This window comes from Aeromonas sp. HMWF015, assembly GCF_963878965.1.
Taxonomy (GTDB): domain Bacteria; phylum Pseudomonadota; class Gammaproteobacteria; order Enterobacterales; family Aeromonadaceae; genus Aeromonas; species Aeromonas veronii.
The window spans coordinates 1-2129 of sequence record NZ_CAWNZT010000247.1; the positions used below are offsets into that span (position 1 = coordinate 1).

The 2129-nt window shown below is 53.9% G+C and carries 3 protein-coding genes and 1 other RNA gene; 3 read left to right on the plus strand and 1 reads right to left on the minus strand.

Annotation, left to right across the window (positions count from 1 at the left end; all coding sequences use genetic code 11):
• The coding region (locus tag AACS18_RS13170) for an SRPBCC family protein (protein WP_308810796.1) at positions 1-270 on the minus strand (270 nt) is incomplete at its 3' end.
• 169 nt (positions 271-439) lie between these two features.
• Here AACS18_RS13170 and smpB point away from each other — a divergent pair.
• The 3 genes from smpB to AACS18_RS13185 form a co-directional block, all read left to right on the plus strand.
• Complete coding sequence (smpB, locus tag AACS18_RS13175; protein ID WP_005334498.1) at positions 440-928, plus strand: SsrA-binding protein SmpB; 489 nt, start codon at positions 440-442, stop codon at positions 926-928.
• Between the two features lie 166 nt (positions 929-1094).
• Positions 1095-1454, plus strand: a transfer-messenger RNA (tmRNA) gene (ssrA, locus tag AACS18_RS13180).
• A gap of 293 nt (positions 1455-1747) precedes the next feature.
• On the plus strand, positions 1748-2129 hold a 382-nt coding region (locus tag AACS18_RS13185; protein ID WP_146184762.1), incomplete at its 3' end, for a transporter substrate-binding domain-containing protein.

Consider the following 2129-nt stretch of genomic DNA (forward strand, 5'->3'; position numbering starts at 1 on the left):
CCACCAGCCCGCCAGCTTGCGGAACGGGCCATCCACCAGCTCCATCCTGATCTGACGGTTCACATCCAGCTGATTGCGGGTAGTAAAGGTCTTGGCAATCCCCGCCTTGGCCACATCGACCGACGCCATCATGTAGTCATCGCCAGCCTCGTGGACACGGCTGCCGACACAGCCGGGCAAAAACTGCGGATAGGCATCCACATCGTTAACCAACTTGAACATCTGTTCTGCACTGAACATCACCAGGGCACTGCGCGTAATTCGGGGCATGGCTTTTCCTCATCCAATCGGCGCGATTTTATCACCATGTTTGGGGTTGTGGAGGTAAAACCTCAGCCAAACCGCTCAGAAAGCCACCACTTGACCTGCTGCGCGTTTTACAGCCGCCCCTGCCTACGTATAATACGAGCCTCCTAGTCATTGCCGGAAATCGCCCGTCATGAGCAAAAAAAACAGTAAAAACAAAGCCGGGTCCAGCACCATTGCACTCAACAGAACCGCGCGCCACGAATACTTCATCGAAGAGAAGATCGAAGCGGGTCTGTCCCTGCAAGGGTGGGAAGTAAAATCCCTGCGGGCGGGCAAGGCCAACATCAGCGAAGCCTATGTCATCTTCCGCGATGGCGAGGCCTATCTGTTCGGCTCCAGCTTCCTGCCACTGCAAGCGGCCTCCAGCCACGTGGTATGTGACCCGACCCGCACCCGCAAACTACTGCTGAGCCGTCGTGAACTCGACAAGCTCGAAAGCCTGATTGCCCGTCAGGGCTACACCATAGTTCCCCTCGCCCTCTACTGGAAACAGTGTTGGGTCAAGGTCGAGATCGGTCTGGTGAAGGGCAAGAAAGAGCACGACAAGCGCGAAGATACCAAGGCCCGCGAGTGGGATCGGGAAAAAGCCCGCATCATGAAGAACAAGCATCGCGGCTAACCCACTACTGGCAGGATCAGGACGCAGGTTCACCTTCCCCCGGCGCAGCTGGCTCTTCAGGCTCAGCTGCGTACAATAAATCGGCAAACAGACTGGCTGCCAGAGGGAATGGGTATCAACGCCTTGCTATGACAGCATTTTTGCGTACAATCGCAATTAACAACTTGGGGCTGATTCTGGATTCGACAAGATTCACGAAACCCAAGGTGCATGCCGAGGTGCGGTAGGCCTCGTTAATAAACCGCAAAAAAATAGTCGCAAACGACGAAAACTACGCACTAGCAGCTTAATAACCTGCATAGAGCCCTTCTACCCTAGCTTGCCTGTGTCCTAGGGAATCGGAAGGTCATCCTTCACAGGATCGTGTGGAAGTCCTGCTCGGGGCGGAAGCATTAAAACCAATCGAGCTAGTCAATTCGTGGCGTGTCTCTCCGCAGCGGGTTGGCGAATGTAAAGAGTGACTAAGCATGTAGTGCCAAGGATGTAGTAATTTTGGACGGGGGTTCAAATCCCCCCAGCTCCACCAAACGTTTGGAAAGGGCCACCTCGCAAGAGGTGGCCCTTTTTATTTGTCCATGTCCATGTTGTTTACCGATATCAAACTGGTTGGATTTTTGTCCAACATCCCCCTTGAACTGGCCTTTGGCAAAAAATCAGGCGCATCACCGTGCAGGTTTTATCATCAGGTTGCCATCCCGGTACTAGCCGGGCTCACAGCCGCACAGTGGCATGTCGTGGCCCAATATTGAGTAAATTGATGTTGGCCGCTGCATTTTAATGCACTTACAATATGCGCCCAATTCTGTTGGATTCCTTCTGATGCTCCGCCAATGTGATCGTCTATTCCTATTTCTCCTGCTACTGCTCTGGGGCGTAGCGGCGCACGCCATTACCAGTCTGAATGAAGACGAGTTTGATCTGTCTGAGCGCGCCTGGCTGTCATCACACCAGGAGCTGGTCATCGGCATGCCGATGATGGGTGATCCTCCATACAGCTATAAGGATGCAGATCAACGTTTTACCGGCCCAGTCCCCGACATTGCGCAGCAGATTGCCAGAACGCTCGGGTTAACCCTGCGCTACAAGGTTTACCCCTCCTACGTGGATGCGCTAACTGGGCTTGGCCACGGCGCAATCGACATACTGGTGAACGACCAGCCAAGCGAACAATGGCGATCCAATATTGTCTCCCTCCCGTTTT

Bases quoted from the DNA above. Each gene is read 5' to 3' on its own strand.
- smpB (WP_005334498.1), top strand. From the start codon at position 440: ATGAGCAAAAAAAACAGTAAAAACAAAGCCGGGTCCAGCACCATTGCA.